Here is a 24,065-nt window from a genome sequence, read left to right as displayed (position 1 = left end):
ATGCCTCCCCGACTCCTCGGTCCGGCCGAGATCCGCGCATTGGCCGCGGACCTGGACGTCCGACCCACGAAGACTCTCGGACAGAACTTCGTCCATGACGCGAACACGGTGCGCCGCATCGCGTCGTCGTCCGGTGTCGGCGCCGACGACGTCGTCCTCGAGGTCGGGCCGGGTCTGGGTTCGCTGACTCTCGCGCTACTCGGTGCAGCGGGCCGCGTGGTGGCCGTGGAGATCGATCCGAAGCTGGCGGCACGTCTGCCTCAGACCATCGGCGAGTACGCGCCCGACCAGGCGGACGCGTTCGATGTCGTGACCGCCGACGCGCTCACCGTCGAACCAGCAGACCTGCCGGTCGCGCCGACAGCGCTGGTGGCGAACCTGCCGTACAACGTCGCCGTTCCCGTCCTGCTGAATCTGATGGCGAAGTTCCCGACTCTGCGGACCGCGCTCGTCATGGTGCAGGCCGAGGTTGCCGACCGGTTGGCGGCCACCCCGGGCGGCCGCATCTACGGGGTGCCGAGCGTCAAAGCCAGGTATTACGGCGACGTCTCGCGCGCGGGTTCGATCGGCAAGCATGTGTTCTGGCCGGAGCCGAAGATCGAGTCGGGCCTCGTCCGGATCGAACGGACCGACCGGTTCGGACTCGACCCGGAGCACCGCCGTCTCACCTTCGCAGCGATCGACGCGGCGTTCGCCCAACGACGCAAGACCATGCGGTCGGCGTTGGCGACCTGGGCCGGCAGCCCGGCGCGCGCCGAAGAGCTCCTCCGCGCCGCCGACATCGACCCGCAGATCCGCGGAGAACGGCTCGCCGTCGACGACTTCGTCCGGCTCGCCGAATCCGCAGCGCGCTGCGAACCGTCATGATCGGCGGCGCAACCGCACGGGTCCCCGCGAAGATCAACCTGCACCTGGGCGTGGGCCCGCTCCGAGACGACGGATTCCACGAACTTGCGACACTGTTCTGCGCGCTCGGCATGTACGACGATGTGACTGTGCGCCCGGCGGACGCCTTGAGTGTCACCGTGACCGGCGACAACCGCCGAGCGGTCCCGGCGGACGCCTCGAACCTCGCGGCGAAGGCCGTGATCGCTCTGGGCGAGCGGATCGGCCGCGCGCCGAACGTCACGATCGCCATCGACAAGCACATTCCCGTAGCGGGCGGCATGGCTGGCGGTTCGGCCGATGCGGCCGGCGCCCTGGTCGCCGCGGCTCGGCTGTGGCGGGTCGATCTACCGCGCACCGAACTGCTCGACATCGCGGCGACGCTCGGCTCGGACGTTCCGTTCTCGCTGACCGGCGGGACGGCGCTCGGCACCGGGCGCGGGGAACAGTTGCTGCCGGTACTGCACCGCGGCGAGTTCCACTGGGTGCTCGCGGTGTCGGGGACCGGGCTCGCGACGCCCGACGTCTACCGAGAACTCGACCGGCTGCGAGCCGACGGCGACCGCCCGACGGACGCGTTGACGACTCGGCCCGACGATCTGATGGTCGCCATCGCATCCGGTGATGTGCACGAGGTGGCCCCGTTGCTCCACAATGATCTGCAGCCGGCCGCACTGTCGCTGCAGCCGCTGCTGCGCAGGACGCTGCGGGCCGGCCGTGAGGCCGGAGCCTTGGCGGGCATCGTCTCAGGTTCGGGACCCACCTGCGCGTTCCTGTGCGCGGACCTCGACGCCGCGGTCCGCGTCGCCGCGGAACTGTCCGGCTCGGGCGTGGCCAAAGCGGTCCGGACCGCATCGGGACCGGTGGCCGGAGCGCGGTTGGTGCCGGTCGACGGGCACTGACCTCACACAGGACACACAGGACACAGGGGATACCGGACACACAGGGCGGTTCTGGCGCACACGGATCCGACACACATGAAACGGGAGTACATGGCCTCGGTCAACAACGGCACCAACACCTCGCTGGTCACTGCGGAGAAGATCAGTAAGAGCTTCGGCATCAAACCGTTGCTCGACGAGGTGAGCGTCGGCGTCCACGAGGGCGAACGGATCGGCGTCGTCGGACTCAACGGCGGCGGTAAGACAACGCTGCTGGAAATCCTCGCCGGGATCACCGAACCCGACGACGGACGGGTGTCCCGCGTCGGTGGGGCCGTCGTCGCCACGGTCACCCAGCGCGGCGAGATGCCCGCCGACCGCACCGTCGCCGACGTCGTCGTCGGCGTGGGAGTGGCCGAACACGAGTGGGCATCGGACGCCCGGATCCGCGGGATCATCGAAGGCATCGGCGTCGACGGCCTGCTCGACCGCAGGGTGAGCGAACTGTCCGGCGGACAGCGGCGTCGCACCGCGTTGGCGGCAGCCCTGGTGACCGAAGCCGACCTGCTGATCCTCGACGAACCGACCAACCACCTCGACATCGAAGGGGTCTACTGGCTGGCCGAGCACCTGACGAAACGGAGCAGTGCGCTGATCGTCGTGACGCACGACCGCTGGTTCCTCGACACCGTCGCGACCCGCACCTGGGAGGTCCACTCCGGCCGCGTCGACGAGTACGAGGGCGGCTACAACGACTGGGTCTTCGCCCGTGCCGAACGCGTCCGCCAGGCCGACGCGGCCGAGGAACGCCGCCGCAACCTGGCGCGCAAGGAGCTCGCCTGGCTGCGTCGTGGCGCACCCGCCCGCACCTCGAAGCCCAAGTATCGGGTGGAGGCCGCCGAGAAGCTGATCTCGGACGTCCCGCCGCCGCGTGACAGCGTCGCGTTGTCGGCGTTCGCGAAACGACGCCTCGGACGGGTCGCGATCGAGTTGGAGCATGCGCAGCTGCGGGCGCCGTCCTCGGACGGTGAGCCAGGCCGCGTGCTGCTGGCGGACACGACGTGGCGGTTGGCGCCGGGGGAGCGGATCGGGCTGGTCGGTGTCAACGGCTCCGGCAAGACGACGCTGCTGCGTGCCCTCGCGGGCGACGTCCCCGTCGATCCGGGCAAACGCATCGAAGGCAAGACGGTCTCCATCGGCTGGCTCCGGCAGGAACTCGACGATCTCGACGAGTCGCTGCGCGTGCTCGACGTCGTCGAGAACGTGGCAGGCCACATCATGTTGGGCGACAAGGAGCTGTCGGCGAGTCAGCTCGCCGAGCGTCTCGGGTTCTCGCCTGCTCGACAGCGCACGCCCGTCGGCGACCTGTCCGGCGGCGAGCGACGTCGACTCCAACTCACCGTCGTCCTGATGGGCGAGCCGAACGTGCTGCTGCTCGACGAGCCGACCAATGACCTCGACATCGACACCCTCCAGCAAGTCGAGGACCTCCTCGACTCATGGGCGGGCACGCTCGTGGTGATCAGCCACGACCGGTACCTGGTGGAGCGGATCTGCGACTCGACGTGGGCGCTGTTCGGCGACGGCGAGCTGACGAACCTGCCGCGCGGAATCGACCAGTACCTCGAGCGGCGGGCAGTGGACGCGCAGAAGTCGACGAAGTCCACGGCGAAAGCGCACAAGACGACCTCGGCTGATCAGTCGTCGTCCGACGTCACCATGTCGGCGGCCGAGCACCAGGCGGCACGCAAGGAGTTCAACGCCGTCGAACGCAAGATGACGAAGCTGTCGGCGCAGGTCGCCACGCTGCATGATCAGATGGCCGCACACGATCAGGGCGACTACACCGGGCTCGGTGAACTCACCGAGAAGCTGCGGGCCGCGCAGGCCGAGACCGAGGAACTCGAAGAGCGCTGGCTGGAACTCTCGGAGATCGTCGGCTGACGTAGCGTTGTGGCCATGTCTTACATCCGTACCTCGGTGAGCAACGGCGTCGGCGAGATCGTCCTCGACCGCCCGAAAGCGCTCAACGCGCTCGACCAGACGATGATCGACGACCTGCACGAGACTCTCGTCGGGTGGGGGGACGACGATGCCGTCGAGACGGTTCTCGTCACGTCGGCGAGTGACCGCGCGTTCTGTGCGGGCGGCGACATCCGCGCGATCCGTGACAGCGCGCTCGCGGGCGATGCCGCCGCCGTCACCAAGTATTTCGCGAGCGAGTACCGCGTCAACCAGTTGATCGCCGAATACCCGAAGCCGTACGTCGCGCTCATCGACGGCGCCGCGATGGGCGGCGGCCTCGGTATCAGTGTGCACGGCGAGATCCGCATCGTCACCGAGAAGGCGATGATCGCCATGCCGGAGACAGCCATCGGCTTCTTTCCGGACGTGGGCGCCACCTACTTCTTGTCGCGGCTACCCGCAGGCGTGGGCATGTGGCTCGGCCTGACCGGTGCGCGGCTGCGTGGCGCGGACGCCGTCGCAGTTGGCCTCGCCACGCACTATGTGCCGTCTGACGATCTAGGCGTCGTCGCGGACACCATCCGGTCGGGCGCAGGACTCGCGGAGGCTCTCGCCGAGCACCGGGATCCGGTCGAGTCGACGTTGCCGCTCCGGAAGATCGCCGACTACTTCGGCGACGTCAGCGTCGACGGTGTGGTCGGCGGCTTGCGCGGCGCGGTTGGCGACGAGTGGGCCGAGGAGATGTTGATCCTCCTGGGGTCGGCGTCGCCGACGAGCCTGTTCGTCACCGCACGACTCCTCGAACTCGGCGAGGCGTCGTCGCTCGCCGAATGCCTGGAGCGCGAACTGTCGACCGCGGAGAAGATCACCGCCCACCCCGACTTCGCCGAAGGCGTCCGCGCGGTCCTCGTCGACAAGGACCGGGACCCGTCCTTCGTCCCCCCGACCATCGAAGAGGTGTCCGCCGAGTCCATCGTGGCCCTCGTCAACGAGTAGAGGTCCGCTCCTCCTGCTGGTCGAACTGGTCGAGGTCCCTACCGCACCACGTCGAATCGTCCGGAGAGGTCGGCGGTACGCGGTGACGACGTGGGTGCGGGTTCGTCGTCGTACGGGACGTCGTCGGACGGCGAGAACGGATTCGCGCTCTGTTCGATCGCCTCGGGGCAGTCGAAGCGTCCGGTGGCACGCTGTTCGGTCACTTGCGTGAGAGTCAGCGAACAGGTCGACGCCGCATAGTAGGCGCCGTCGACGGAGACTCCGACCTTCGCGCTGATCGGGTCCGTCAGCTTGCCTGCGGGCGGGGAACCGGGGATGCGGCCGCCGGTGAGGGCGGACGACAGGAACTCGAACTGGCCGCCCTCACCTCCGCCTCCCGAGAAAGTGAACAGCAGGGTGTCGGGTGGGACTCCGACGGCGGCGTTGCCCCATTTCACGAACTCGATGCACTGATCGTCGCCGCGGGACGGTTCGACCCTGACCTGCATCACGCCGTGCGCGTACCGCAGGCCGTGCACCCTGCGGTCGACTGTTCCGGTCCGGGTGGCGGCGTCGCAGTCGTCGAGGGAGAGCCGCTGCGCCTCGGACGGCTGCGGCGGGCGCGACGGTTCGTCAGGGTCGGACGATCCGCACGCCGCGAGCGCGACGGCGCAGGCGACGGCGTACACGACCGGGGTCGCCGCCCGCCGCGCGCGCATGTCAGTCGGCCGCGGCGACGAGCGGTTCCAGGACGAGGTCGGAGTGTTCCTTCTCGATGTACTGGAGACGCCATTTGTCGCTGAACAAGGCAAGGATCGCGCCGTCGCTGCGGGTGAACACTTCCACGCCGCGCTGCTTGGTGAGCTCAGGTGCGCTCGCCTCATCGGTGCGGCGGGCCAGTGAATAGCCGAGCGGTTCGATGATGGTGTCGACGTTGAACTCGGCCTTCATCCGAGCGGTCACGACCTCGAACTGCATGGGGCCGACGGCGGCGAGGACCGGGGACGCGTCGCCGCGCAGATCGTTGCGCAGCACCTGGACGACGCCCTCGGCGTCGAGTTGGTCGATGGCCTTGCGGAACTGCTTGTACTTGTCGGCCGTCGTCACGCGCAGTGACGAGAAGTGTTCGGGCGCGAACGACGGGATCGGCGGAAACTGGACCTTCGGATCCAGGTAGAGGGTGTCGCCTGGGGCGAGCGCCATCGCGTTGACGAGACCGACGACGTCGCCGGGGAACGCGGTGTCGACGGTCGCTCGGTCGCGGCCGAAGACGGCTTGCGCGTACTTGGTGGCGAACGGTTTCCCGGTCTGCGCGTGGTTGACCACCATGCCGCGCTCGAACTCGCCGGAGACGATGCGCATGTAGGCGAGACGGTCGCGGTGCGAGCTGTCCATGCCGGCCTGCACCTTGAAGACGACGGCGCTGAACGGGTCGGTGACCTCGCGGGTGCTCTCGTCGATCGCGACGCGCCCGCGAGGCGGGGGAGCGAACTCGACGAGCGCCTCCAATAGTTGGCGGACACCGAAGTTGAGCATCGCCGACGTGAAGATCATCGGCGACGTCTGGCCTGCCAGGAACATCTCCTGGTCGTGATCCTGGCCGAGTTCGCCGAGCAGTTCGCTCTCCTCGGCTGCCGCGATCCACGCGGCGCCCTCGGTGGCACGAGCGGTCTCGGCGTCGAGGACGTCCTCGGGCGCGATCTTCGCGCCGCCTGCGGTGCGCGTGAACTTGATGTACTCGCCGGTGCGGCGGTCGAGCAGGCCGCGGTAGTCGCCCGCGATGCCGACCGGGACGTACAGCGGGGTCGGGATGAGGCCGATGCGATCGCTGATCTCGTCGATCAGTTCCAGCGGCGTCTGGCCGGGGCGGTCCCACTTGTTGACGACGGTGATCACCGGGATGCCGCGGTGGCGGCACACTTGGAACAGTTTCAGTGTCTGCGGCTCGAGGCCCTTCGCGGCGTCGATCAGCATGACGGCGGCGTCGACCGCGGTCAGCACGCGGTAGGTGTCCTCGGAGAAGTCGGAGTGGCCGGGCGTGTCGACGAGGTTGATGACGTGCGGAAAATCGTCGTCGTCGCCGGACGCCGAGTATTTGAACTGGAGGGCGGTGGAACTGACGGAGATGCCGCGCGCCTTCTCCATCTCCATCCAGTCCGACACCGTCGAGCGTCGACCGCCCTTGCCGTGCACGGCGCCGGCCTCGCTGATCATGCGGGCGTGCAACGCCAACGCCTCGGTCATCGTCGACTTACCGGCGTCGGGGTGGGAGATGATGGCGAACGTGCGACGGCGCTTGACTTCACGCCCGATGACCTCGGAACTCACTCGTCTACGCTATCGGTCCGCAGGTCGTTGCGGCAAAAGAGGGGGCAGATCGTTCTACCGCCCCCGAATTCGATTCTCGCTACTCGAACGGGATCGGCGGCATGGTGACGACCTGAGCCGCGTAGCTCAGACCCGCGCCGTAGCCGAGCAGTAGGGCGGTGTCGCCGGGCTTGGCCTGACCGGTCGAGAGCATGGTCTCCATGGCGAGGGGGATCGACGCCGCAGACGTGTTGCCGGTGGTCTCGATGTCGTTGGCGACGACGGTCGACTCCGGGAACTTGAGGCTCTTGGCGAGCAACTCGTTGATGCGCGTGTTCGCCTGGTGGGGGACGAACACGTCGATCTCGGAGGCGTCGACCTTCGCGACGTCGAGCGCGCGCTGAGCCGCTTTGCCCATCTCGAACGCGGCCCACCGGAAGACGGCGGTGCCCTGAAGGCGGATGTACGGTCGTTGCGCGTGGTCGTCGCCGTCGAGGTAGCTCAGCCAGTCGATGTCCTGACGGATCGCGTCGAACTGGGTGCCGTCACTGCCCCAGATCACCGGGCCGAGTTCTTGCTGGTCGGTCGGGCCGACCACGACGGCGCCTGCGCCGTCGCCGAAGATGAAGCAGTTGCCGCGATCGGTCATGTCGAGCGTCACCGACAACTGCTCGGCGCCGATGACGAGCACGTTGGTCGCGCTGCCGCCGCGCACCATGTCGCCTGCCAACGCCATCGCGTAGCCGAATCCAGCGCAGCCGACGGTCACGTCGAACGCCGGGACACCGTTGGCGCCGAGTTCGGTCGCGATCTTCACCGCGCCGGCGGGCGTCTGCAGCAGGTGTGTGTTCGTGGCGAGGATGACGGCGTCGATGTCGGCCCCGGACAGCAGTGCGTTCGCGATCGCGGTGCGGCCGGCGTTGACGCCCATCTCGACGACTGTCTCGTCGCGACGTGCGAACCGACGCGACTTGATCCCGGTGCGCGTGTAGATCCATTCGTCGGACGAGTCGATGTTCTCGCAGATCTCATCGTTGGTGACGACACGTTCGGGCCGGTACGCGCCGATCCCGAGCATCCCGATCTTGCTGATACCGGTCGCTTCATGCAGTTGGACCCCGGTCGCTTCATGTAGTTGGACCATGGACGATCTCCTTTGAGTTCCCGTCTGTGACTACTCACGGTCTCACGTAAACCGGGCTACCGGGAAGTACCGGCTACCGTAAAGGTATGTCTGCAGGTACGACGCGGCTGTTACTGCTCGGCGCGGTGAGCCTGTTCGAGCCGGTGAACGGCTACCAGATCCGGCGCGAGCTCCTGTCGTGGCGGGTGGACGAGTGGGCGAGCACGCGGCCGGGCTCGATTTATCACGGATTGCGCAGGCTGGCGGAGGACGGACTGCTGCGTGCGACGGCTGTCGACGACGACGGGCGTGACGTCGTCGTCTACGAGATCACGCCGGAAGGACGGACGCGGCTGGAGACGTTGATCGTCGAATCGATCGAGTCGGTCAACGTATTCGACCGTCGGGCGTTCCTCGCCGCGTTCAGCTTGTTGCCGACGCTCGGCGAGCAGCGTGCGCGCGCAGCGCTGACCAACCGGCGCACCGCGCTCATCGACGCCCTCGACGAACTGGTCGCGGGTCGGTCCGACGAGTACTCCCCGCCGCACGCCAAACGCACCCTTGATCTGTGGACCCGGCTGGCGTGCACCGAACGCGAATGGATCGACGCCGTGTTCGACGAGTGGGACGACATGCGGTCGACGTTCGACCAGGCGTGGGCGCCGCCCTCGGACGACCCGGGCACCGAGATGCTCGTCGAGCGCGACCGATATCTGCGTGCGCTGCGCACACGATGATTGTCGGAGGCTGCTGCTAAACCTGTTGACACGTTCGAACGACGCGAACATCATTGAGTTAATCAAATTTGAGCACGGGGTTAATCCGGAGGAAGTGACTCGCGAATGATCCACGCCAGGGGACTCGTCCAGACGTTCACAACAGGAAGAGGCAAACAGGCCAAAAAGGTCCGCGCGGTCGACGGCGTCGACCTCGACATCGCCGAAGGAGAAGTCGTCGGCTTCCTCGGCCCGAACGGTGCGGGAAAGACCACCACGCTCCGGATGCTGACCACGCTTCTGCGACCGACGGAGGGGACCGCGACCGTCAACGGCTATGACGTCCTCACTCAGCCGGTTCACGTCCGACGCAGCATCGGATACGTGTCGCAGGCCGGATCGACGTTCTCGCAGGCATTGGCGGGCGACGAGGTCAGCGACCACGGACAGCTGTACGGGATGTCGCGACGCGACGCCGTCGCCCGAGGCAAAGAGCTGTTCGACGAACTCCAGCTCGACGGGCTGTGGGATCGCATGCCCAAGAATATGTCGGGCGGCCAGAAGCGTCGGCTCGACATCGTCATGGGGTTGATCCACGATCCGACCCTCGTGTTCCTCGACGAGCCGACCACCGGACTCGATCCGCAGGCGCGCGCCAATCTGTGGGAGCACATCGCCAAGCTGCGGTCGGCCCGGGGAGCCACCGTGTTCCTGACGACTCACTATCTCGACGAGGCCGATGCGCTGTCGGACCGCATTCTCATCATCGACAACGGTCGCATCGTCGCCGCCGACACCCCGGAGAACCTGAAGTCGCAGGTGTCCGGAGACCTCGTTCGGCTCGAGTTCGGCGACGCGGCGCACGTGGCCGGGGCCGCGACGTCGCTCGCAACGATCGGCACCGACGTCCAGATCGACGGCACTGCGGTGAGCGCTCGCGTCCGCGGGTCGGGCCGGGTGGTGCCCGGTCTTCTCCGCGACCTGGACTCGCACGGCACCATCCTGGAAGGCATCGAGATCGTCAAACCCACGCTCGACGACGTCTTCCTCACCCTGACCGGTCGTTCGCTGCGCGACGACACCCCGGCCGAGGACTCGTCGACCGACGCGATCGCCGGCACCGAGAAGGAGGCCGTGTGATGGCGTTCGCCACCGAGTCGTACGTCGTGTTCCGTCGCCAGCTGCGGATGAATCTACGTAACCCGGCCTGGGTGCTGATCGGCATCATGCAGCCGGTGATGTACCTGCTGCTGTTCGGCCCGTTGCTCACACCGCTGGTCGCGCAGTTCCCCGGCGCGGGAGACAACGCCTACACCTTCTTCGTCCCCGGACTGCTCGTCCAGCTGGGCATCTTCGGTGCGATGTTCGCGGGCTTCAGCCTCATCGGGGAATGGCGCGAGGGCGTCATCGAGGCCGAACGGGTGACTCCGGCCAGCCGCACGGCACTGTTGTTCGGACGCATCCTGCGCGATCTATTGCAACTGCTGGTCCAGGCGCTCATCCTCGTCGGCCTCGGGTACGCGATGGGCATGCGCGGGTCGCTCGGCGGGGTGTTCGTCGGCCTCGTCATCACCTTGCTCGTCGGCGGAGCCTGTGCTGCCGCGTCGAACGCGTTGGCGTTGACCACTAAGAGCGAGGACGTCATGGCACCGGTCATCAACATGGTGATGATGCCGATCCTGCTGCTCTCGGGCATCCTGCTGCCGATGACGATCGGCCCCGACTGGCTGCAGCGGATCAGCGACTTCATCCCGTTCCGGTGGATCACCGACGGTGTCCGCAGTTCGTTCCTCGGCGACGTCATATCGAGCCAAGTCGGCTGGGGTCTTCTCGCCGCGCTGATCTTGAGCGCCCTCGGCACGTGGTGGGGGACCGCCGTGTTCCGGAAGGAGAACGCGTAGGGCTCCCCTCCTGCCTCGGGCGCGACCCCGGTGCGGGCTCCTATGGGAGACGAAGGTGCGTGGCGAGGGGGCCGGGCTTCGCGTCGGCGAGGCCGTCGAAGCTCGTGATCTTCGGCGCAGGAGGCATGGTGACGACGGCGCCCGCGTAGCTCAGTCCGGCGCCGAAACCCAGCATGAGGGCGGTCTCGCCGCCCGTGGCCTTGCCCGTCGCCAGCATCTCCTCCATGGCGAGCGGGATGGACGCGGCAGATGTGTTGCCGGTGTTCTCGATGTCATTGGCCATCGGCATGTCGTCGGCGAACCCGAGGTTCTTCTTCATCAGGTCGTTGATGCGTGCGTTGGCCTGATGGGGGATGAAAACCTCGATGTCGTCGACCCCGGCGCCGGACGTCGTCAACAACGTCGTCAGCGCCTTCGGCAGGGTGATCGCGGCCCATCGGAAGACGCGCGGGCCCTCCATGCTGATCACCATGCGGCCGACCGGATCGGTCACCGGATCCTTGCCCTGGTACTCCACCGCGCGCGCCATGTACGAGACGGTGTCGAAGTTCTGAATGATGGCTTCGGCGCTGTTGCCGTCGCTGCCGGACTCGATCGGCGAGATGCCGTTGGTGTCGCTCGGACCGACGACGACCGCGCCTGCGCCGTCGCCGAAGATGAAGCCGGTCGACCGGTCGGTGACGTCCAGGCCGACGGACATGGTCTCGGCGCCGATGACGACGGCGTACGTGGCGCCGCCCGCGCGGATCGCGTCGGCCGCAACCCCGAGGGCGTACCCGAAACCGCCGCACCCGGCGGAGACGTCGAACGCGGCGACGCCGTTGAGACCGATGTCGGCCGCGACGAGCGGTGCGCCGTGCGGGACGTTGTACGGCCAGCTGCTGGTGGCCATGATGACGAGGTCGACCTGGTCGCGGTCGATGCCCGAGTTCTCGATCGCGCGGTCGGCGGCGGTGGCCGACATGCTGCGCATCGACTCGTCACCGCTGATCCAGCGACGGTTGTGAATGCCGCTGCGTTCAAAGATCCACTGGTCGGACGAGTCGAGAACGGTGCAGAGTTCGTCGTTCGTCACGAGCCGCGCAGGCCGGTACGCGCCGATGCCGAGCATCGCCACGTCGGGCTTCCAGGGCGGGGTTACCAGTGTCGCCAAGAGGTCATTCCTTCATGCTCGAACCGGTACCACGTCGGACCGGAGTCTCCGGGAATTCTACGTCTGCGGCATTAGACCGATCAGACCAGGTTCGGGTCCCGGGCGCGCAGAGTGATCAGTCCGCCGAGGATCGAGAGTACGCAGGCTCCGGCGAAGACGAGCCAGAATCCGCCGACCAACGCGACCAGTCCGGCGCCGAGTACCGGGCCGAGGAGTTGGCCGAGTGCGGCGGCCACGTTGACGATGCCGAGGTCGCGGCCGTGGTCCTGTGCGTACGGCAGGAGATCGGTGGCGAAGGCCAGGCCTGCCGTCGAGAATGCGCCGTAACCGACACCCATGATCGCCGCCGCGACCATCGTCGCGGTGAACGTCGGACTGGCGACTACGACGATGCCCGCGACCGACTGGACGAGGGCCGCTGCCACCGTCAATGCCCGACGGTGTCCGCGACGATCGGCGACCAGACCGGACACGATCGATGCGCCGACGACGAAGACGGTGTACACGACGACGAGGACCAGCAGGTTGTCCTCGGCATCGGACTCTCGCTGGCCGAGCCCGTACATCAGGAAGAACAGGAACAGGCTCGTGCCGAGCGCATTTCCGACGTTGGTGACGAGTCGTCCGGTCAGCATCCACACGAAGTCCCGGTCGCGGAACGACGCCCACCGGTCCCGGTGCACGCCGACCGCGAGCTGTGCGCGGGGGACGACGGGGTCGGGTAGCCCGAACGCAGCCCACGTGCCGACCCCGGCCATCAGTACTGCGAGCAGCAGGTACCCGGGCAGCACGTCGAGCCCGAGGAGGACGACGGCGCCGATGCCGAGCACGACGCCGAGCGCCTGGGACGAGCCGATGGCGGCAGACGCGCCGCCGCGCTTGTCCGGCGGCAACTGGTCGGCGATGAGGGCCGCGAATGCGGCCGATGCGATACCGATGCCGATGCACACCCCGACCCAGGCGACACCGACGAGCCACGGCCGGTGTGCGAGACCGGTCAGGATCAACGAGACCGCGATCAGCCACGTGCCGCCGACCGCCCAGATGCGGCGGCGACCGCCGAGGCCGTGCGGCATCCGGGCGCCGTCCGTGCGATCGGATGCGGCGCCGGCCAACGGACCGGCGACGACGCCCGCGAGTCCGCCGATCCCGAGGATCAGTCCGGAGACGACGACGCCACGGATCCACTCGTCGCCGCCGTCGGACACCTGGTCGTCCAACTGCAACGGAAGCAGTAGTTGCAGAGGCGTCAGTTGGACCATCCAGATGACGAGCCACGCCAGCGTGAACAACGTCATCCAGCGGCGACCGCCGGGGACCGCGGCGCTCACGCGCGATTCTGCGCGATCACTCGGCGATACCAGTCGTACGACGACTTCGGTGTTCGGCGGGCGGACGCGAAGTCGACATGTGCGAGGCCGAACCGTTGGGTGTAGCCGTCGGCCCACTCGAAGTTGTCGAGCAGCGACCAGACCGTGTACTCGTCCACCCGGACTCCGGCCGACATCGCTTCGCCGATCGCACGGAGATGGCCGTCGAGGTAGGCGATGCGATCGGCGTCGTCGATCGGGCCGTCGCAGGTGTCGGGTTCGGGGAACGACGCACCGTTCTCGCTGATGACGACGGGCGGCAGGTTCGGGTACCGCTCGGCGAACCCGACGAGGAGATCGCGCAGCGCGCTCGGCACGATCGGCCACTCGTCGCCGAAACCGGTGACCGGCGCGCCGGGTGTCGGGACGATCTCGAACGGGATCGGGTTGTCGGGGCCGGGTGCGGTGACGGTCGTCGGATTGTAGAAATTGATCGCATAGAAGTCCGGCGGCGTCGAGATGACCTCCATGTCGCCGTCGACGATCGGCATCGAGACGTCGATCCCGGGCAGGTCAGGGTATGCGCCAGTGAGGATCGGGTCGGCGAACACGCCGTTGTGAATCGCGTCGTAGGCGGCGACTGCGGCCGCGTCGGCGGCGGTGTCGCGGAGCCCGAGCACACGGGTGTGGTTGTTGGCGACGCCGACAGCCTGGGCGCCGTGCTCGCGGAGGACGCGTGCCGCGTGACCGTGCGCCAGCAGTTGATGGTGGGCCGTCGGAAGAGCATCGAAGAGGAGGGACTCGCCGGGCGCGAGCGAACCGATCGCATAGCCTTCGAGCGTGGTCATCGCGGGCTCGTTGACCGTGTACCAGTTCTCGACTCGGTCGCCCAGCCGCTGTGCGACCGTGTCAGCGTAGTCGGTGAAGCGGCCGACGATGTCGCGGACTGTCCAACCGCCCGCCTCGTGGAGCGGGATCGGCAGGTCCCAGTGGTAGAGGGTCGGGAACGGTGTCACGCCCGCAGCGAGGAGGTCGTCGACCAGGCGTGAGTAGTAGTCGAGCCCGGCGGCGCAGGGGGCGCCGCTTCCGTCGGGTTGCACGCGAGTCCACGAGATGGAGAAGCGGTAGCGGTCCAGGCCGAGGCCTGCGGCGAGCGCGATGTCGTCGGTCCAGCGGTGGTAGCTGTCCGGCCCCGGTTCCGCGGTGGCGCCGTCGACTACCTTGCCCGGGGTGTCGACCCAGGCGTCCCACACGGAGCGGCCGCGGCCGCCTTCCGCGCGTGCGCCTTCGACCTGGAATGCCGCCGTCGCGGCGGACCATCGGATGCGGTGTGGGAGAACGGGAACGGCCTGCATGCGGCTCCTTGACGAACAGCGATGTGGATCGATCGATCAATTAATGGTCGAGATCATCATCGCCGATCGGCGACGCCGACGGGGAAGAGTCGGCGAAACTGCTGTACCGCTACCAGGTGTGGACGACGTTCTGTGCGGCTTCGAGTCCATGCTTCACCAGTGTCTCGGCGGCGTCGACGCCGTTCGCGATCAGCAGTTCCACGTCGGCTTTCGCCGCAGACGGGAACGCCTTCAGGACGTAGTCGGCGGGATCCTGTCGCCCGGGCGGACGGCCGATACCGAGCCGGACGCGCAGATAGTCGCGGGTCCCGACGGCCGAAGTGATCGAGCGCAGTCCGTTGTGGCCGCCCTCGCCACCGCCCAGCTTGAGCCGGACCTGGCCGAAATCGATGTCGAGCTCGTCGTGCAACACGATCAGATCGGCGGGTGCGACGGAGTAGTACGCGGCGAGCGGACCGATCTGGCGTCCGGTCACGTTCATGTAGGCACGGGCCTTCGCGACCATCACGGGTTCGTCGCCGATCCGTACGGTCGCGGTCTCGGCGCCGGAACGCTTGTGCACCGAGTACTTCTCGCCGTACGAGAAGACCAGGCTGTCGGCGACCACGGCGCCGATGTTGTGCCTGGTCTTCTCGTAGGTTGGACCGGGATTGCCCAGTCCGACGATGAGTTTCACTTACTCGGCTGCGGCCTCGTCGGCCTCGGCTTCGCCCTCCGCGTCGTCCTCGGCAGTGGCAGCCGACTTGGCCTCGTTGATGGCGACGATCGCGTACTCGGCGTTGGTCACCAGGTCCGCACCGGCCGGCAGGTTCAGATCGCCTGCGGTGATGATGGTGCCTGCCGCGGCGTTCTCGACGTCGACGACGATGTTCTCCGGGATGGCCAGCGCATCGACCTCGACCTCGACCGAACCGGCTTCCTGCACGGTGAGCGTGCCGCCCATCGGGATGCCTTCGACGATGACGGGGATGTCGACGATGACCTTCTCGCCGCGGCGGACGAGCAGGAAGTCGACGTGCTCGACGTAGTCGCGCAGCGGGTGGACGTCCACCTGACGGGCCAGGGCGAGCTGCTTGGTGCCCTCGATGTCGAGGTCGATGACCGCGTTGAGGCCGTAGTTGCGCAGGATGGTGTTCAGCTCGAGCTTCGGGAGCAGCAGGTGCTGGGGGTCGGCACCGTGGCCGTAGATGACCGCGGGGACCTGGCCGTCGCGGCGGGCGCGGCGCGCGGCGCCCTTGCCCTTACCGGTGCGAACGGCGACGGTGAGCGACGGAGTGGAATCCGACATGTGATGTCCTCCAATAGATTTCGGTTCGGTGGCGCCGCGACGATGCGGCATCGACACGCAGAAACCGTGCGCCCCGAGGGGCGTGGAGGAGTCCGCAGTCGCGCCGATAACGGTGAACGAATCACCCTCGCCGAGACAACGGCAGGTAGCTTACCATGTGGTCATGACGTCACAGAATCCGGTTGACCTGGTCCGACAATTTCTGACGGGCCTCGCGTCCGGTGATCTGGACACGGCTCTCGCCGACGTCGACGAGAACATCGTCTACACGAACGTGTCGCTGCCGACGGTGCGTGGGATGGCGAAGTTCGCGCCGGTCATGCGCGGATTGAATCGGCCGGGATTCGGCTTCGACGTCGAGATCCTCGCGATCAGCGCCGACGCCGACGGCGTCGTCCTCACCGAACGCATCGACGAATTGAAGCTCGGGCCGGTCCGCATGCGGTTCTGGGTGTGCGGACGCTTCGAGGTCCGCGAAGGACGGATCACAGTCTGGCGCGACTACTTCGACTTCTTCGACTTCACCAAGGGAATCGTCCGCGCCCTCGTCGGCGTCGTCGTCCCGTCCCTGAACCGGAGGATCAACGGCGTCGGGAAGTAGGCGCTACAGGATCTCGTCGACGTTCTCGACGGGGCGGGCGAGCCGGGTGCCCTTGTCGGTGACGACGAACGGGCGCTCAACGAGGACCGGGTGTTCGACCATCGCGTCGAGGATCTTCTCGTCGGATGCGTCGGCGAGTCCGAGGTCGGTGTAGGCCGCTTCACGTTTGCGGACGGCCTGGCTCGCGGTGAGCCCGGCGTCGGCGAACAGCTTCGACAACTGGTCGCGAGTCCACCCGTCGGTCAGGTATTTGACGACCGTGACGTCGGCTCCGGCGTCCTCGAGTTTCGCGAGGGTCTTGCGCGACGTCGAACAGCGGGGGTTGTGATAGATCGTTGCGTCCACCGTTCAACCGTACCGTGTGCCGTCTGCGGGTTACGGTGCTCAGATGAGAACCGCGGTTCGGCTGATCCTGGCGGTGCTGATGGTCGTCGTCGCGGTCGGCGCGACGAGTACGTCGCCGGGCTCGGCGTGTGCGTGCAGTTGCCTGCCATTGACGGCGGACGAGGTGTCCGCCGACGCGGGCGCGATCGTGCAGGGCCGGGCGGTCGGCGTGTCTGAGCGGGGCCTCGACCGCGTCTACGAGTTCGAGGTCGACGCCTCCTACAAGACGCGCGTGCACGAGCGGATCGAGATCGCCACCTCGTCGAGCAGTGCGTCGTGCGGCGTCGAATTGGAGATCGGGCAGCCCAGAACTCTGGCTCTCGCACGCGGCACACCCATCGGCGGTGATCCGGCCGCGGTACAGACGGAGTGGGCGGCGTCGTTGTGCAGCAACATTTCCCGGCTGGGCGCCACCGCGATGCCTGCGTCGGCCGGGCCGCGACTGGAGCCGTTGGCCGGTACGGCGCAGGCCAGTGGCCTTCCGGACGCGTCGGGGGCGGAGACGGCGAACGACGCCGGGAGCGGGTCGCGATCGTGGTGGATCGTGACGCTTGTGGTGCTCGCCGGCGTCGTCGTCGTGGGTGGTGGAGTAGTGATCGCGGCGCGGCAGTCGCGCCGCTGATCGGGACTACACGTTCGGGGTCAGGCGATCCCGTTGAACAGGCTGGTGACCGAACCGTTCTCGAAGACCTCGCGGATGGTCCGAGCGAGCAGGGGAGCGATCGAGAGGACGGTGAGGTTCTCGAACTGCTTGTCGTCCGGGATGGGGAGGGTGTCGGTGGCGACCACTTCGCAGGCGCCGCAGTTGGCGAGACGCTCGGCGGCCGGATGCGAGAACACACCGTGCGTGGTCGCGATGACGACGTCGCCCGCGCCCGCCTGCTTGAGGACGTCGACGGCGCCTGCGATGGTGCCGCCGGTGTCGATCATGTCGTCGATCAGCACGCAGGTCTTGCCTGCGACGTCGCCGACCACTCGGTTCGACTTGATCTGGTTCGGCACATCGGGGTCGCGGGTCTTGTGGACGAACGCCAGCGGTGCGCCGTCGAGGGCGTCGGCCCACTTCTCGCCGACCTTGACGCGGCCGGCGTCCGGCGACACGACGCAGATGTTGGAGGTGCCGTACTTGTTGCGTACGTACTCGGCGAGCTGTCCCTGGGCGTGCATGTGGTCCACGGGGCCGTCGAAGAAGCCCTGGATCTGGTCAGTGTGCAGATCGACCGTGATGATGCGGTCTGCGCCCGCGGTCTTGAAGAGGTCGGCGATGAGTCGGGCCGAGATCGGCTCACGGCCGCGGTGCTTCTTGTCCTGGCGCGCGTACGGATAGAACGGCAGAACCGCGGTGATGCGTTTGGCCGACCCGCGCTTGAGCGCGTCGATCATGATGAGCGTTTCCATGATCCACTGGTTCATCGGGTACGGGCAGCTCTGCAGGACGAACGCGTCGCTGCCACGGACCGATTCCTCGAAGCGCACGAAGGTCTCGCCGTTCGCGAAGTCGCGGGCCGTCTGCGGGGTGACGGGGATGCCGAGGGAGTCGGAGACTGCTTGGGCCAACTCGGGGTGCGCGCGGCCCGCGAACAGCATGAGGTTCTTTTGATTGTCGGTAGTCCAACTCATCAGCTAGCTCTTATTCTCCTGGTCTCGACCGTTCTTGGCTCGGACCGCAGCCTCGGCGGCAGCCGTCCCGGGGCGCTTGGTGGGCACCCAGTCTTCAATGATGCGCTGTGATCCAGCGCTCACGGCCAGTGCACCCGATGGAACGTCCCCTCGGAGCACGGTACCCGCACCCGTGTACACACCGTCGCCGATCGTGAGCGGTGCCACGAACATGTTGTCCGAGCCGGTCCGGCAGTGCGATCCGATGACCGTTCTGTGCTTGTCCACGCCGTCGTAGTTGACGAAGACGCTCGACGCGCCGATGTTCGTGTAGTCGCCGATCTCGGCGTCGCCGACATACGTGAGGTGCGGGACCTTGGTACCGGTGCCGATGTGTGCGTTCTTGGTCTCGACGAAGGCGCCGATCTTGCCTGCCTCGCCGAGGTCGGTGCCGGGCCGCAGGTAGGCGAAGGGGCCGACGGTGGCGCCCGCCTTGATGTCCGCACCTGAACCGTGGGTGCGGATCACCGATGCGCCCTCGCCGACGACGACGTCGGTGAGGGTGGTGTCGGGGCCGATGACGGCGTCGTCGGCGATCACGCAGTGTCCGCGCAACTGGGTGCCCGGTTCGATGTGCACGTCTTGGCCGAGGACGACGTCGACGTCGATCCAGGTGGTCGCCGGGTCGACGACGGTGACGCCGGCCAACATGTGGCGGCGGACGGTGCGACGGTTGAGTTCGGCTCCGAGGTCGGCGAGTTGCGCGCGGTCGTTGCAGCCTGCGACGACGGCGGGATCGTCGACGACGTGGGCGCGCACGGTGCGTCCTGCGGTCCGTGCGATCTCGACGACGTCGGTCAGGTAGTACTCGCCCTGGGTGTTGTCGGTGGACAGGCCGGCCAGCGCGTCGCGCAGGACGGCGGCGTCGAAGGCGTAGATGCCCGCGTTCACCTCGTCGATGGCGCGCTGCGCGTCGGTGGCGTCCTTGTGTTCGACGATGGCGGTGACCGACCGGTCGGCACCGCGGACGATGCGGCCGTATCCGGTGGGGTCGGCGACGACGAAGCTGGTGAGGGTGACGGCGGCGCCGTCGCCCTCGGTGTGTGCCGCCACGAGTTCGGAGAGCGTCTGCGCGTCGAGCAGGGGAGCATCGGCGACGGTGACGAGGACAGTCCCGTCGAAGTCGGGGATCGCGGTCATTCCCGCGCGAGCGGCGTCGCCCGTGCCGAGCGGCGACTCCTGTTCGGCGATCACGATGTTGCGACCGAGAACTGTTGCGACGGAGTCGATCTCGGCACTGACCTTCTCACGCTCGTGACTAACCACGCCGATGAGGGAGTTCGGGGAGATACCGTCCGCGCCGTGCATGGCGTGTCCGACCAGCGACCGGCCACCGATGCGGTGCAGGATCTTCGGCGTCTTCGACTTCATGCGCGTACCTGCTCCGGCTGCCAGCACGATGACCGCGATTCCGGTCTGGCCGGGCTGTCTGCTCATGGATGGGTCCTTCACTCGACACTGTTGACGGCTGCCGAGGAAATCCTACGCACCGGGGTCCGGTTGTTCGTCGAGCCCCGCCCGGCCGGTCGAGAGCTCGCGCCGACCGGGTCAACGACGCCCCGGTCAGTCCTGCCAGAAGCCGCTTGCGTCGAGACGAGCGATGAGCCGGTCGCGTGCATCGGTGTACGCAGCCCGCACCTCGGCGTGGATCCCCGGCTTGTCGTCGTCGCCGATCATGGCGATGAGCCTGCGGTGGCCGGCCACCGTGAGTCGGCCCCACTCCGGGTCATCTGCGTACAGCTCGAACGGGCTGTAGCGGGCCATCGAACCCAACAGCCAGGCGGCTTTCGGGCTGTCGGCCAACCGGTAGATCGCACGGTGGAATTCGCGTTCGGTCGCCGAGATCGCCCGCGCGTTGCCGGCGTCGACGGCGACCTCGAGTCGGTCGACGATCTCGTTCAGGCGGGGCAGGGCTGTGGTCAGAGTCGAGTTCTCCGGCACGCGCATGGCCATTCGGGCACTCAACTCGGCCTGCATCCAGAAGATGTCGACGATGTCTCGTCGGCTGAGTGCCGCGACGGCGAAACCCCGGTGTGCGTAGCTTCGCACCAGACCTTCGCTGCGCAGGGCGACGAGGGCTTCGCGCACCGGGGTCACGCTGCACCCGAACTCGACCGCGGCTTCGTCGAGCCGGATGAAGCCGCCCGGGGCCAGCTCGCCAGTCATGATCTTCCACCGCAGCCGATCGGCGACCTCGTCCGTCAACTGCTGCCGCGCGGGACCCGATGTAGACACGGATGGATGATATATGAAACATGACTTGTCGCGGATGCTTGCGCTGGCCCCGCGGTAGGGCCGCAACGTCCGCGCTCGAACGATCTGACGTGCGGCCGGATCCGCAGAATGGACGTCGTTTCGTATATGGGGCGGGGCGCGACTCGCGGCCGAAGGTCTGGCCCCACGGTGCGCCGGAGATCAGGGCGTATGACCGATACGGCATAATCACCGTCGGTGAGTCGCGAAACGATGCGACGCGCAGGGGACGCATCCGGAGATGCCGGGGCGTGTACGAGGGGGAGTCCATATGAACCGACGTGTCCGAACGATGATCGCCGGAGCCGGCCTGTTCGCCGGGGTTGGCGCAGCCGCGATGTTCGGTGGTGTCGGCGCGGCCGACGCAGCGCCGAACATCGTGTGCACAGGCTCGATCTGCCACAACCACGGAGACACCGTGGGCATCGGCTACGGCAATTACACCTGCCCGAATGGGATCGTCTACCCGTCGATCGCAGTGGTCATGCCGCATTCCACGGCGGCCGTCTTCCCGGCTAACTGCTCGCCGGCGCCGAGCCTGTACTGAGCCGTCGGGACCGGGCCGACCCACCGCGGTCGGCTCGGTGCGTGGCTCTGAAGTCACTGTGGCAGAATCAAGGCCGCAGCAATCCGCCGTGGTGTAATCGGCAACACTCCTGATTTTGGTTCAGGCATTTCAGGTTCGAGTCCTGGCGGCGGAGCAACACGAATGCGCTGGTGACAGCGTTGTTCGTATTCGCTCAAGTGGGTCACGTGTACTAAATGTGTACCTGCGTCCTCCGTGGAGCATGAGCACCTTAGAGCCGTTCCTCGCCAACACTCGGCGACCTCCGGCTGTTCGGCATCAAGGTCACCCGCGATCACCGTGAACCGATGTTTGATCGCTCTCTCGGCACTTGGTGTAAGAGCGCGGCGTGGGAGTGTGGGTCGCGAGGTCGACCAAGCTTCATAGCTCCGTCCGCCATCGTGCCAGGAGGCCACGACAGCAGGGTCCGCACAGTGGCGCCATGACTCGACGCACACTGTCTTAGCGGGCACTACTCGTCGTGGCCTGACGGGATAATCAGGCTGGAGTACTCACTGAGCGAATGCCCTCCTCCGTCGTGGTGCCGCTGCGATTGAAGACGCCCCGCGAACACCCTCCGTTGAGCGTTCTGTCCAGTCGCGACCGCGTTTCGAAGTCCCGCCATGTATTGGGTCTTCGTGTGTCAGCTCCCTGATTCGAAGTAGGGTGTGATCTCTCGGACGAAACCCTTTGCGCCAGAGGCGGCGAGAGCTTCGAGGAACGCCTCGGTGGTCACCGGTGGGTTGCGACGTTTGTTGGCGGTTTGGGCCACGCAGGCGACGGCGCGTGCCGGGTCGCGATGAACGAGGTCGAGGAGGAATCGGTCGGAGCTGCGTGTCTGGAGCCCCAACGGCTCCAAGACTGCGTTCGGAAAGTCACTGATGTTATCGGTGACGATAGCGGACGCGTGGCCTCTCACGGCGGCTGCGACAACATGCCGGTCATCGGGGTCGGGCATTCCCGCGATCGCCGCTTCGAGGGGCTCCCAACCTTCCACGCAGGCGTCCTCGAATGCGTCGTTCATGGTTTTGACGCGGGCGCGTGCCCTTTCCTCGGAGACACGGCCCTTCGTCGCCCGGTGCATACCGCGCACAGTCTCATCCATGATGCGGTCGCTCCACAGCGGGAAGTACGCCTGTTGCTCGGCGAAAGTGAGGAGTAGATCTACTTTGTAGATCGGCACCAGAACGCACGCGTCGAGCACCACGCGAAACCCCGCCACTATTTCTTGAGCTCCTCGGCGACCTGGTGGCGAGCGGCGCGAATGGCGTCGTGGTAGTCCTCTGCGGGCACGTCGTACAGGCCGCTCTCCTCCGCGTCGTCCACGAGAGCTTGCAGCGCCTTGCGCCGGTTGACAGTGCGCTGCGACCGATAGTCGAGTAGGTCGCCCAGCTCTACGCGCCGGTGACGGCTGCCCTCGACGGTCTCGTGGGGGATTTTGCCGCTCTCTAGGAGTTTGATGAGCGTAGGGCGGCTGATACCGAGGTAATCGGCGGCTTCCTGCGTCGAGAGCTTCTGATCGACTGGAGCGACAACGACCGCGCGGTGAGTACGCATTGCTTCTACGATCTGAGTCAGCGTGCTGTAGACCTCTAGCGGTAGGGGGATTTGCTCCCCGTCGGGACCGAGGAGCGCGGCGGGCTCGTCGTGGTGGTCGAGGAACTTCGACAGGTCCATGAGGGCGTCGAGGTTGGTGGCGTCTGTCGGAGGGAAGAACGTTCCTTTTCTGCGGGGTGCGGCGGCTGCGCTCATGTATCCAGTTTGCCGATTAATCGAAATAAACGCAATACCTGGTGTGGGTGCGCTAGGCCGATGATGCTTTCCGCTCCACGTCGTCCAAGTGGCGACCGGCCAGCGCGGTCAACATCAGTCCGATGGGCGGCGTGGTGAGGGTCTCGCTATGGGCGGACGCCTGATCCGTCCGCCCATTCTTCGGCGACGGGACCAGGGGGTGTCTTCTACCGGTTAGGCGCGGGCCACGATCAGAAGTGTGGCGGTCCGCTCCCGTCGGCCCAACGGCGGACGCGCTCTCGTTCCGTGTCGCTAGACGCGTCCACCTCGCGGTCGTCTGGATCGCGACTCGAACTTCCACTTCGAGTCGTCTCGCAGGAACGGCGATCCAGGGCCGGGCTTGACCGGTCCGCTTTCACCGCCGATGCGGACACCGTCGAGCTTCCACCCGTTGCGCCACACGGCGTTGTGCGCTTCGGTGAGGAATACGACGGTGTCGCCGAGCGCGGGGTCGCGGAAGGCGTAGACCTGCCACTGTGAACCAGGAACGAACCGATCCTCCCAGGAATCGTGGATCACGTCGGCGAGTTGCGCGTCGCGTCCCTGGCCGTCCTTGTCGCGGTATTCGACGAGGAGGATCTGCCCGCCGTCGCCGTCGTCGGCGTGCAGCGTGACTCTGGCCGTGCGGGGCGTCCGATCGAGTGCCGGGAGCGGCCCGCGCGTTGCCCTGAACATCTGCACAAAGGTAGGGAGCATCAAGAGGGTGCTGACCACGCCGATCCCGATGACGATCCACATGAGTACCGGTGCCCAGCCTTGGAGGACTGCGATCACCACGAGGATCAGGAAGGCGCCGCAGCCGCCGAAGATGCTGGCCGGGAGGGCCCAGTCGTGTCGGATGAGAAACGGCACGTCCGATCCCGAGCCGACGAACAGTTTCTCCACGGCCCGATCGAGCAATGACTCCTTGCGATCTTTTGCCGCCATGATCGCGCCGCCTTTCCGCCGTCCAG

25 protein-coding genes and 1 tRNA gene are annotated in these 24,065 nt (G+C 67.1%); 11 read left to right on the top strand and 15 right to left on the bottom strand.

Going from position 1 to position 24,065, the window contains the following annotated elements; genetic code table 11:
* The 4 genes from rsmA to L5G28_RS18630 all read left to right on the top strand — a co-directional run bounded on the left by rsmA (position 1) and on the right by L5G28_RS18630 (position 4,727).
* Complete coding sequence (gene rsmA / locus L5G28_RS18645) at positions 1–867, top strand: 16S rRNA (adenine(1518)-N(6)/adenine(1519)-N(6))-dimethyltransferase RsmA (RefSeq protein ID WP_237002834.1); 867 nt, start codon at positions 1–3, stop codon at positions 865–867.
* Positions 864–1,787: a 4-(cytidine 5'-diphospho)-2-C-methyl-D-erythritol kinase gene (locus tag L5G28_RS18640; RefSeq protein ID WP_237002833.1), complete on the top strand. Its 924-nt coding sequence runs from the start codon at positions 864–866 to the stop codon at positions 1,785–1,787. The genes rsmA and L5G28_RS18640 overlap by 4 nt, the downstream gene beginning before the upstream one ends.
* Positions 1,788–1,862: 75 nt before the next feature.
* Positions 1,863–3,710, top strand: a complete 1,848-nt coding sequence (locus L5G28_RS18635; RefSeq protein ID WP_237002832.1) for an ABC-F family ATP-binding cassette domain-containing protein — start codon at positions 1,863–1,865, stop codon at positions 3,708–3,710.
* A 15-nt stretch (positions 3,711–3,725) separates the two neighbouring features.
* Positions 3,726–4,727, top strand: coding sequence for an enoyl-CoA hydratase/isomerase family protein (locus L5G28_RS18630; RefSeq protein WP_237002831.1), 1,002 nt, complete (start codon positions 3,726–3,728; stop codon positions 4,725–4,727).
* Positions 4,728–4,765: 38 nt separating this feature from the next.
* Here L5G28_RS18630 and L5G28_RS18625 read toward each other — a convergent pair whose 3' ends face one another.
* The 3 genes from L5G28_RS18625 to L5G28_RS18615 form a co-directional block, all read right to left on the bottom strand.
* The gene (locus L5G28_RS18625; protein ID WP_237002830.1) at positions 4,766–5,425 is read right to left on the bottom strand and encodes a hypothetical protein; all 660 of its coding nucleotides are present in this window, start codon (positions 5,423–5,425) and stop codon (positions 4,766–4,768) included.
* A gap of 1 nt (position 5,426) precedes the next feature.
* Positions 5,427–7,034 (bottom strand): peptide chain release factor 3, encoded by a 1,608-nt coding sequence (locus L5G28_RS18620; protein WP_237002829.1) that lies wholly within the window; start codon positions 7,032–7,034, stop codon positions 5,427–5,429.
* A gap of 79 nt (positions 7,035–7,113) precedes the next feature.
* Positions 7,114–8,157: a beta-ketoacyl-ACP synthase III gene (locus tag L5G28_RS18615; RefSeq protein ID WP_237002828.1), complete on the bottom strand. Its 1,044-nt coding sequence runs from the start codon at positions 8,155–8,157 to the stop codon at positions 7,114–7,116.
* An 86-nt stretch (positions 8,158–8,243) separates the two neighbouring features.
* Between L5G28_RS18615 and L5G28_RS18610 the strand changes: the two genes are divergently transcribed.
* The 3 genes from L5G28_RS18610 (at position 8,244) to L5G28_RS18600 (ending at position 10,753) form a co-directional block, all read left to right on the top strand.
* The gene (locus L5G28_RS18610) at positions 8,244–8,873 is read left to right on the top strand and encodes a PadR family transcriptional regulator (protein ID WP_237002827.1); all 630 of its coding nucleotides are present in this window, start codon (positions 8,244–8,246) and stop codon (positions 8,871–8,873) included.
* Between the two features lie 105 nt (positions 8,874–8,978).
* Positions 8,979–9,992: an ATP-binding cassette domain-containing protein gene (locus L5G28_RS18605; protein ID WP_237002826.1), complete on the top strand. Its 1,014-nt coding sequence runs from the start codon at positions 8,979–8,981 to the stop codon at positions 9,990–9,992.
* Positions 9,992–10,753, top strand: a complete 762-nt coding sequence (locus L5G28_RS18600) for an ABC transporter permease (protein ID WP_237002825.1) — start codon at positions 9,992–9,994, stop codon at positions 10,751–10,753. Before L5G28_RS18605 ends, L5G28_RS18600 begins: the two co-directional genes overlap by 1 nt.
* A gap of 40 nt (positions 10,754–10,793) precedes the next feature.
* Here L5G28_RS18600 and L5G28_RS18595 read toward each other — a convergent pair whose 3' ends face one another.
* The 5 genes from L5G28_RS18595 to L5G28_RS18575 all read right to left on the bottom strand — a co-directional run bounded on the left by L5G28_RS18595 (position 10,794) and on the right by L5G28_RS18575 (position 15,859).
* Positions 10,794–11,864: a beta-ketoacyl-ACP synthase 3 gene (locus tag L5G28_RS18595; protein WP_237002888.1), complete on the bottom strand. Its 1,071-nt coding sequence runs from the start codon at positions 11,862–11,864 to the stop codon at positions 10,794–10,796.
* Between the two features lie 122 nt (positions 11,865–11,986).
* On the bottom strand, positions 11,987–13,237 hold the full coding sequence (locus L5G28_RS18590; RefSeq protein ID WP_237002824.1) for an MFS transporter: 1,251 nt from the start codon (positions 13,235–13,237) through the stop codon (positions 11,987–11,989).
* Complete coding sequence (locus tag L5G28_RS18585; protein ID WP_237002823.1) at positions 13,234–14,571, bottom strand: GH1 family beta-glucosidase; 1,338 nt, start codon at positions 14,569–14,571, stop codon at positions 13,234–13,236. The genes L5G28_RS18590 and L5G28_RS18585 overlap by 4 nt, the downstream gene beginning before the upstream one ends.
* 109 nt (positions 14,572–14,680) lie before the next feature.
* The gene (pth, locus tag L5G28_RS18580; protein WP_237002822.1) at positions 14,681–15,247 is read right to left on the bottom strand and encodes an aminoacyl-tRNA hydrolase; all 567 of its coding nucleotides are present in this window, start codon (positions 15,245–15,247) and stop codon (positions 14,681–14,683) included.
* Positions 15,248–15,859 (bottom strand): 50S ribosomal protein L25/general stress protein Ctc, encoded by a 612-nt coding sequence (locus L5G28_RS18575; protein WP_237002821.1) that lies wholly within the window; start codon positions 15,857–15,859, stop codon positions 15,248–15,250.
* 163 nt (positions 15,860–16,022) lie between these two features.
* Between L5G28_RS18575 and L5G28_RS18570 the strand changes: the two genes are divergently transcribed.
* The gene (locus L5G28_RS18570) at positions 16,023–16,460 is read left to right on the top strand and encodes a limonene-1,2-epoxide hydrolase family protein (RefSeq protein WP_237002820.1); all 438 of its coding nucleotides are present in this window, start codon (positions 16,023–16,025) and stop codon (positions 16,458–16,460) included.
* A 3-nt stretch (positions 16,461–16,463) separates the two neighbouring features.
* Here L5G28_RS18570 and arsC read toward each other — a convergent pair whose 3' ends face one another.
* Entirely contained in the window at positions 16,464–16,805 is a 342-nt protein-coding gene (gene arsC / locus L5G28_RS18565) for an arsenate reductase (glutaredoxin) (protein ID WP_237002819.1), read from the bottom strand.
* A 43-nt stretch (positions 16,806–16,848) separates the two neighbouring features.
* Here arsC and L5G28_RS18560 point away from each other — a divergent pair, with 43 nt between their 5' ends.
* Complete coding sequence (locus L5G28_RS18560; protein WP_237002818.1) at positions 16,849–17,466, top strand: hypothetical protein; 618 nt, start codon at positions 16,849–16,851, stop codon at positions 17,464–17,466.
* 20 nt (positions 17,467–17,486) lie between these two features.
* Here the strand turns inward: L5G28_RS18560 and L5G28_RS18555 are convergent, their stop codons facing one another.
* The 3 genes from L5G28_RS18555 to L5G28_RS18545 form a co-directional block, all read right to left on the bottom strand.
* A complete protein-coding gene (locus tag L5G28_RS18555) occupies positions 17,487–18,464 on the bottom strand; it encodes a ribose-phosphate diphosphokinase (RefSeq protein WP_236999124.1) in 978 nt (325 codons plus the stop codon).
* A 3-nt stretch (positions 18,465–18,467) separates the two neighbouring features.
* Positions 18,468–19,940 (bottom strand): bifunctional UDP-N-acetylglucosamine diphosphorylase/glucosamine-1-phosphate N-acetyltransferase GlmU, encoded by a 1,473-nt coding sequence (glmU, locus tag L5G28_RS18550; RefSeq protein WP_237002817.1) that lies wholly within the window; start codon positions 19,938–19,940, stop codon positions 18,468–18,470.
* A 126-nt stretch (positions 19,941–20,066) separates the two neighbouring features.
* Complete coding sequence (locus L5G28_RS18545) at positions 20,067–20,738, bottom strand: GntR family transcriptional regulator (protein WP_237002816.1); 672 nt, start codon at positions 20,736–20,738, stop codon at positions 20,067–20,069.
* A 289-nt stretch (positions 20,739–21,027) separates the two neighbouring features.
* Here L5G28_RS18545 and L5G28_RS18540 point away from each other — a divergent pair, with 289 nt between their 5' ends.
* Together L5G28_RS18540 and L5G28_RS18535 are read left to right on the top strand one after the other, a co-directional pair.
* Positions 21,028–21,303, top strand: a complete 276-nt coding sequence (locus tag L5G28_RS18540; RefSeq protein ID WP_236999127.1) for a hypothetical protein — start codon at positions 21,028–21,030, stop codon at positions 21,301–21,303.
* Between the two features lie 82 nt (positions 21,304–21,385).
* Positions 21,386–21,457 (top strand) — tRNA-Gln (locus L5G28_RS18535).
* Positions 21,458–21,964: 507 nt separating this feature from the next.
* Here L5G28_RS18535 and L5G28_RS18530 read toward each other — a convergent pair.
* The 3 genes from L5G28_RS18530 to L5G28_RS18520 form a co-directional block, all read right to left on the bottom strand.
* On the bottom strand, positions 21,965–22,543 hold the full coding sequence (locus L5G28_RS18530) for a PIN domain-containing protein (protein WP_237002815.1): 579 nt from the start codon (positions 22,541–22,543) through the stop codon (positions 21,965–21,967).
* The gene (locus L5G28_RS18525) at positions 22,543–23,073 is read right to left on the bottom strand and encodes a helix-turn-helix domain-containing protein (protein ID WP_237002814.1); all 531 of its coding nucleotides are present in this window, start codon (positions 23,071–23,073) and stop codon (positions 22,543–22,545) included. The genes L5G28_RS18530 and L5G28_RS18525 overlap by 1 nt, the downstream gene beginning before the upstream one ends.
* Before the next feature lie 291 nt (positions 23,074–23,364).
* On the bottom strand, positions 23,365–24,039 hold the full coding sequence (locus L5G28_RS18520) for a hypothetical protein (protein WP_237002813.1): 675 nt from the start codon (positions 24,037–24,039) through the stop codon (positions 23,365–23,367).
* Positions 24,040–24,065: the final 26 nt, after the last annotated feature.

Origin of the sequence: Gordonia liuliyuniae, assembly GCF_021739025.1 — a bacterium.
In the GTDB taxonomy this organism is placed as follows: Bacteria; Actinomycetota; Actinomycetes; order Mycobacteriales; family Mycobacteriaceae; genus Gordonia; species Gordonia liuliyuniae.
Note: the sequence above shows the minus strand (reverse complement) of the source record. Positions and strands in the feature narration are given on the sequence as shown.